The 5,884-nt window shown below is 61.5% G+C and carries 9 protein-coding genes and 1 pseudogene; 6 read left to right on the forward strand and 4 right to left on the reverse strand.

What is annotated here, in order from left to right; genetic code table 11:
• The 6 genes and pseudogenes from ACIQ17_RS29835 to ACIQ17_RS29860 all read left to right on the forward strand — a co-directional run.
• Nucleotides 1-283, forward strand: a pseudogene (locus ACIQ17_RS29835) (hypothetical protein); the annotation flags it as partial.
• A 403-nt stretch (nt 284-686) separates the two neighbouring features.
• A complete protein-coding gene (locus tag ACIQ17_RS29840; protein WP_398473069.1) occupies nt 687-1,634 on the forward strand; it encodes an N-acetylmuramoyl-L-alanine amidase in 948 nt (315 codons plus the stop codon).
• Nucleotides 1,634-2,113, forward strand: a complete 480-nt coding sequence (locus ACIQ17_RS29845; RefSeq protein ID WP_398473070.1) for a hypothetical protein — start codon at nt 1,634-1,636, stop codon at nt 2,111-2,113. Before ACIQ17_RS29840 ends, ACIQ17_RS29845 begins: the two co-directional genes overlap by 1 nt.
• 195 nt (nt 2,114-2,308) lie before the next feature.
• Nucleotides 2,309-2,731, forward strand: a complete 423-nt coding sequence (locus ACIQ17_RS29850; RefSeq protein ID WP_398473071.1) for a hypothetical protein — start codon at nt 2,309-2,311, stop codon at nt 2,729-2,731.
• 16 nt (nt 2,732-2,747) lie between these two features.
• Nucleotides 2,748-3,041, forward strand: coding sequence for a hypothetical protein (locus ACIQ17_RS29855; RefSeq protein ID WP_398473072.1), 294 nt, complete (start codon nt 2,748-2,750; stop codon nt 3,039-3,041).
• 125 nt (nt 3,042-3,166) lie between these two features.
• The gene (locus tag ACIQ17_RS29860) at nt 3,167-3,454 is read left to right on the forward strand and encodes a septal ring lytic transglycosylase RlpA family protein (RefSeq protein WP_398473078.1); all 288 of its coding nucleotides are present in this window, start codon (nt 3,167-3,169) and stop codon (nt 3,452-3,454) included.
• Nucleotides 3,455-3,987: 533 nt separating this feature from the next.
• On the opposite strand, the gene ACIQ17_RS29865 is transcribed toward ACIQ17_RS29860, so the two are convergent.
• The 4 genes from ACIQ17_RS29865 to ACIQ17_RS29880 form a co-directional block, all read right to left on the reverse strand.
• Nucleotides 3,988-4,212 carry a hypothetical protein gene (locus ACIQ17_RS29865; protein WP_398473073.1) on the reverse strand — a complete coding sequence of 75 codons (225 nt, stop codon included), beginning with the start codon at nt 4,210-4,212 and terminating at the stop codon, nt 3,988-3,990.
• The gene (locus ACIQ17_RS29870; protein ID WP_398473074.1) at nt 4,209-4,496 is read right to left on the reverse strand and encodes a hypothetical protein; all 288 of its coding nucleotides are present in this window, start codon (nt 4,494-4,496) and stop codon (nt 4,209-4,211) included. The genes ACIQ17_RS29865 and ACIQ17_RS29870 overlap by 4 nt, the downstream gene beginning before the upstream one ends.
• 61 nt (nt 4,497-4,557) lie before the next feature.
• Nucleotides 4,558-4,881 carry a hypothetical protein gene (locus ACIQ17_RS29875; RefSeq protein WP_398473076.1) on the reverse strand — a complete coding sequence of 108 codons (324 nt, stop codon included), beginning with the start codon at nt 4,879-4,881 and terminating at the stop codon, nt 4,558-4,560.
• Nucleotides 4,882-5,573: 692 nt separating this feature from the next.
• Nucleotides 5,574-5,762, reverse strand: coding sequence for a hypothetical protein (locus ACIQ17_RS29880; RefSeq protein WP_398473077.1), 189 nt, complete (start codon nt 5,760-5,762; stop codon nt 5,574-5,576).
• Nucleotides 5,763-5,884 lie beyond the last annotated feature (122 nt).

Here is a 5,884-nt window from a genome sequence, read left to right on the forward strand (position 1 = left end):
CGGTCCGAACGAGGGGGCCGACGTAATCGCGGACTTCACTCCCGGCGAAGATAAAATCGCGTTTTCGCGGGGCTTCAATATGCCTCCAGGCACATTGGCCGAGACGGGCGTGGACTTCGTATTGGGCGCGGCCGCTACAAGTGCAGCGGCGAGCGTCGTCTATAACGCCAGTACGGGCGGATTGTATTGGGACGTTGACGGCTCTGGATCTTCTTCGGCCGTTCTTCTCGCGACTCTGGCCAACCATGCGGTGTTGAAACAATCGGACTTTTTTATCGTTTAGCCGGCGCGGTTTTCGTGCCCCATGGCGCGCCCTGAGCGCGCTATTTCTGCGCTCGGATTAGGCGCATGCAGCGCAAGCAGCTTGCCCAATGCGTTCCTAGCGCGTTGTATGATCTGATCTGCAGGATTTCTGAGCGGGACCGAAGTCGTCCCATATCCATCCACACTTGGTACAGCCTGAAGCTGACACTGCCACGATGCAGATGACCGCAAACTTGAACAAGATACGCATGCCGATGCCCCCTGTAGCATCATAATCTTGGCAGCGAGCAGTTACTGCAAGCCTAATCTTCACTCATGATGAGTGAGCGCGGAAGCCCCGCCGCCCGATAGCCCAATCTGAAATCAAGCCACCAGACCCGCCCGGCACCGGCCGCGCGGGCGCTTTCCTATGGAGATCCACCATGATTGCGATCCAGAACGGCCGCGGCTTCCGCGGCGGCTCGCCGCTGCCTTATCGGGCCAGCCCGAACGTCGGCGGTCGGCTGGTTCCGGAATACATCGTGCTGCACGACACGGCCTCGGGCCTGAACGACAGCGGCTCCATCTCCTGGCTGACAAACCGGGATAGCAAGGTTTCGGCCCATGTCGTGATCGGCCGGGACGGCAAGATCACCCAGCTCGTGCCGTTCAACACCGTGGCGTGGCACGCCGGCAAATCGATCTGGGCGGGGCGCCAGTTCCTCAACGGCTTCTCGATCGGCATCGAGATTATCAATCCGGGCAAGCTGCAGAAGGTCGGTGAGGGCGTCTACAAAGGCGTCGGCACCTATGACACCAACAAGGATCCGTCGCTGGTGGTGTCCTATCGTAAGACGGCGGCGCACGGCGAGGGCTATTGGCTGGCCTATACCGATGCCCAGGTCGTCGCGGTGCGCGAGCTGTGCGAGTCCCTGTGTCGGGAATACGACATCAAGGATATCCTGACGCACTGGCTGATCTCGCCGGGCCGGAAGATCGACACGAACCCGCTCTATCCGCTCGAGCAGCTGCGCAAAGACGTGGCGCCATATCTCACGGTTCGGCCCATGGGTCTGGCCGAGGTCGTGTCGCCTGATGAGCTGCCGGCCACGGATACGGACGAGAGTGACGACGGCACCGAGATGGCGCCGGTCGTCCCCGGCACCGACTATGCTGCGCCGATCGGCACCCGCGACACCGACGAAAGCGATGGTGGCCTGAAGGGCTATATCAAGCTCGCCAAGAGCAAGATCGTGCAGGCGGCATCAGCCATGGGCGTGACGTCGGTTGTCGGCTTGCTGAGCGACTGGCGGGCGCTGGCGGTCATGTGTGCCTTCATTGTGGCCTGCCTGATGCTCTACATCCTCTATCGTCGCAGCCTGGTGCAGTGATGATGGACTGGCTGCGACACCTGTGGTCAGCGCCCGGCCAGGCGCTGTCCGACTTGTTCTGGTCGATCGCGACCACGAACCTGACGCTCGCCGTGATCGGCGCCTTGCTGCTGGCCGCACTGGTGGTCGGCTATTTCCCGCTGCTCCGCTGGTTTCCGGTCATAGGCCAGTATGTCGCCGCGGCGCGGCTCGCATCGGCCCTGCTGGCCTGCCTGCTGTTCTTCCTCATCGGCTTTCGCATTTCCGACGACCGGGCCGAGGCCAAGTCTCTTCGGCTGAAGCTGGCGGCGCAGCAGATCGATCTCGATGCCGCGAATGACGCGGCGAAGAAGGCGGACGAGGCTCGCGCCGAACTGGCGCAGCAGGCCGAACAAGACCAGCAAAGGATCTCTGACTATGCGGAGCAGCTCAAAAAGCGGCCGAACGGCGCTTGCATTCTTGGGCCTGACGATTTTGACCGGCTGCGCGATGGTCGGTGAGGCGCCTGTCGCGCGTTCTCTGCCTCCCGAATCCTCGGTCGTTCTTGATCCTGTCCCGGCCCCGAGCGTCCGCCCAGGCGACGATGCGCGGGTGGCATGGAAAAAGGAAGAGGCCGCGCGCCGGGAGGCGAATAGCCGCCTGGTCAAATCCCGAGGCATCTATCGTGGGGTGCGCGAGCGCTACGGTGCAAGGCTATGAGGACAGCGATCCAAAGCCTCAAGGATAGGGCGATCGAGTGGTACTCTGCTTGCGTGATGGTCGCATGGGGTATCACCTTCGCTCTGCCGGGAGATTTGCTCTCGAAGCCGGACTTCGTCGGCTTTCACCGGTACACGACTTCGGACGCTTTCCTGGCCGCGCTGTTCTCATTCATGGGCTCGGCCGGGTTGATCGCGCTCTACATCAACGGCAGGTGGCCGCGTGGCCCCCTTATTCGAATAGCGAGGGGAGCATTTGGCGCTGTCGCCTGGGCGCTGATCGCTTACGCCTTCTACGATGCGGCAAAGATCAACAATCTGCCCATCGGCACAGGTCCGCTGGTTTACGCGTTGCTGGCCCTATTCGAATTCGTTTCCATTTACAGGGCGGCATATGATGTTCGGTATCACCACGCCTGACGCGATCGCCCTTGGCATGATGCTGATCGCCGTGGTGGCGATGCTCAAGGGGAGCAATTCCGGCGCCGCCGCAAAAGAGAAGGCGGTCCGCGATGCCACCATGGTGGGCATTGCCGGCGGCATCGTCGATGCCAACCAGTTCAGCGACTACGTCAAGGTTGGCGACAAGCTCGCAATTGCGCTGCACCGCCATGCCGAGGCCCTCGAAAAGCAGCACGAGGTCCGTCACACCAATGCCCTTGAGGAACTGGCCGACAAGGTCGACGCCCTCCTGAGCTCGCGCGCCGAGCATCCGCCGCGGCGCAAATAACCTCGCATCACAAGGACATCATGACCCGCATCACCGCTTTCGCGGCAGCTTTGCTGTGCGCGCTATTCGCCATGCCTGCTTCTGCCCAGGATATCTTCGCCGGAATCCGCTCCATCGACGTGACCATGCATCGGGTCGAAACCTGCATCGCCAGCCACTATGGCGTCGGCGACGGCTACCACGGCCGCCGGACGGCGTCGGGCGAGCGCTTTAACACCTACGCCATGACGGCGGCTCATCGCACCAGGCGCTTCGGCAGCCACGTCACGGTGAAGAATACCGCCAACGGCCGGTCGGTGAGGGTGCGGATCAACGATCGCGGGCCGTTCATCAAGGGCCGGTGCATCGACCTCAGCCACGCCGCGGCGCGCGCGATCGGAATGGGCGGGCTGGCGCGCGTGACCGTGGAATGACGGAATCCGGGAATGAGCCCGGATAGCTGGTGGCGAGAACTTTTCCTCGTCTCTGGCGCCTCAACTAAACTGGCCCGCTCCGCAGCTCCGCGGCGCGGGCCTTTTTTGTTGTGGCAGCAAAATGCCGCCGGCATTCTCGCTCGGCGGCGTTTGGGTCTTTTGCAATGCGTCGTCGAGGAAAAGGCGCGGCTCCCGCGTGGATATCTAAGCACCTACGGATTGGCCGGTCCATGGGACGATCGCGCAGTCCTGCGCCCTAAGCGCGGAGGCCTTGCTCGTGAGAGGTGCCTTTTGCTAAATCGCGAGAATGGCGAAGAAACTTACCATGCGGCCGCGCCGGAAGTGGACGGGCGCCGACATTGAGAAGATGGTCACGCTCCTTAGGCAAGGCGAGCCCATCGAGAAAGTCGCCAAGGCGCTTGGTCGAACCGTGCCGGCGGTTCGCTTGCAGGCGACCATGCATAGCGTGTCGGCCGCCGGAAATCTGACACTGAGAGAGAAGCGTAACGGAAAGCGTGCGGGCTGACCGCGGTTTAATCCGCTGTTGGCAAACGCCGCATTGTGAATTCGATCTGGCCGTCATCGAGCTTGCGCCAGAACTCCACGGTGGTGGAATAGCCGCCGGCTGGATAGCGCTGCAGGATCTCGCGGGCCTTGGCGCGCGCGGCGTCGCGGGGGAGGGTGAACGTTTCCCGGACAAACCCATCGTTGACCCTCTGTCGGCTCCGCATTCGCTCGGCGAGGCGGCGGGGCGTCATTGGTCGCGCGCCAGCTTGCGGCGCCCCCAGTGCGGATCTTTGCGGTTGGGGTCGTAGACCGGCTCGCGCGGATGTAGAGCCTTCCTCAAGCCGACCTCGGCATGCATCAGCGGTCCGCGATCTTCGGCTGCCAACATGAGAGCCTCGGTCGCGGCCCGCCACGCGGGCAGGACGACCTGAGACTTCGGCAGTTTTTGGATCAGGTTTCCGGCGTCCCGAAGGGTCACCAGCGGCTTGCTGCCGGGCACGGGAATAGGGGTAGGCAACAGACTGTCCCACGACATGCGTAACTCCGAACGCAACGCTACCAGCTTAATATGGGGACTGGGCCGCGGTTCCGCGAGTCTATCGGGCCCGCCGTTCAAGGTCCGATTCGTGGCGCCGAAACCGCTCGATTTCCTCGTCGGTCAACCGGGCTCGTAGCTCGGCCCAGGCCGTCTTAAAACCGGCCTTGCCATCCTCCAGATCAGTCGCCACGCCGCTGCCGCGGGCGGGCTTCACGGTGCCGGTGTACGTGATCGACCAGAACCAATTGGGCTTCCCATAGGCCACGCCCGATTGCTTTAGGATGCGGCCCACGTCCAGGCCGCGCCACATTACCAGCCAGTCGTCTTCGTAGGGGATGCCCTCGAAGGTCATTTTCCGGAGGGTGAGCTGCTCGGCGTCCATCGGGTTTTCTACTCGACGATGGGAGTGGAATGTCGAGGCCTCTCGGTGAAAATCTGAAGGAACCGGTCCGACAGGTCTGTCCGTTCGATCCATCGATGTCGTATCGGCTGTACCTCAAGAACTTCCCACATTAAGGAATTACGGGCAGATAAACCGTATCTGCCAATATGAGAGCGATGCACGTCATTATAGTCATAGGTTGAGATGCTCGGTGGAGCGTCGTCCGGACCAGAGCCAGTTGTCATCTCTATCGGTCCATCCAAGTTCCGGTCCAATGGAACTTCATACTTTTCAAGCTGAACTCGAACGAGCTTTAAATCCTCTGCCAGGCGCTTGAATGGTTCGTCTGTAATCAGCTTCCTCTGATTCAGAATAAAGCAAACAGAGTGAGCTGCGCCGACCCAGAGCCCAGCCATCATAACGTAGTAATGAAATCTCATGTCCAGCACGTCCGGAGCTGGCGGCCTCTCTATTAATTCTCGTTCGACGCACCTGCACACGGCGTCGATTTCCCCCAGACGCTGCACCGTAACCGCGATTAATGATCGTGACAGTAGGCTGGAAGCTCTGCCAGAGGCGGCTAACCATCGCTCGCCAAGACCTGGCGTAGCGGCCCTCGCTTGGTTGAAAGTGCTGGCTAAAAGATCGCCAACAATGCTCTGAGGGGTCATTCGCTTCTCAATCCTATTCCATCACCGCGGGAGCCCGGCAGTCGCCTCGACAAGCATCTTCTCAATGACGGGTCGCTTCAGCATCGACGGCTTGCCTTGAAGGATCGCTTCTGCGTCGAAGATGGTGTCCCATAGGGCGTGCATCGGGCCGACTTTTCCGGCGATTCCTCGCGCTGCGTGAATGGCCGCTTTCAGCTCGTCATCGGTCATCAATCTCACTCCATCAGCGCGGTAGGGGCCGATTGTAGACCAGGCCATCTCGGTAACCGACGCCAAGCTCGATCTCCGTCACCACGACCCCAAGGTCGTCTTCGTCCTTCCACCAATCGGAC

Source organism: Tardiphaga sp., assembly GCF_044340795.1.
Taxonomy (GTDB): Bacteria; Pseudomonadota; Alphaproteobacteria; order Rhizobiales; family Xanthobacteraceae; genus Tardiphaga.

Excerpts from the sequence above, each read along its gene's own strand:
- ACIQ17_RS29840 (WP_398473069.1), top strand. The coding sequence starts at position 687 with ATGATTGCGATCCAGAACGGCCGCGGCTTCCGCGGCGGCTCGCCGCTG.
- ACIQ17_RS29845 (WP_398473070.1), top strand. The coding sequence starts at position 1,634 with ATGATGGACTGGCTGCGACACCTGTGGTCAGCGCCCGGCCAGGCGCTG.
- ACIQ17_RS29850 (WP_398473071.1), top strand. The coding sequence starts at position 2,309 with ATGAGGACAGCGATCCAAAGCCTCAAGGATAGGGCGATCGAGTGGTAC.
- ACIQ17_RS29855 (WP_398473072.1), top strand. The coding sequence starts at position 2,748 with ATGATGCTGATCGCCGTGGTGGCGATGCTCAAGGGGAGCAATTCCGGC.
- ACIQ17_RS29860 (WP_398473078.1), top strand. The coding sequence starts at position 3,167 with ATGCATCGGGTCGAAACCTGCATCGCCAGCCACTATGGCGTCGGCGAC.
- ACIQ17_RS29865 (WP_398473073.1), bottom strand. The coding sequence starts at position 4,212 with ATGACGCCCCGCCGCCTCGCCGAGCGAATGCGGAGCCGACAGAGGGTC.
- ACIQ17_RS29870 (WP_398473074.1), bottom strand. The coding sequence starts at position 4,496 with ATGTCGTGGGACAGTCTGTTGCCTACCCCTATTCCCGTGCCCGGCAGC.
- ACIQ17_RS29875 (WP_398473076.1), bottom strand. The coding sequence starts at position 4,881 with ATGGACGCCGAGCAGCTCACCCTCCGGAAAATGACCTTCGAGGGCATC.
- ACIQ17_RS29880 (WP_398473077.1), bottom strand. The coding sequence starts at position 5,762 with ATGACCGATGACGAGCTGAAAGCGGCCATTCACGCAGCGCGAGGAATC.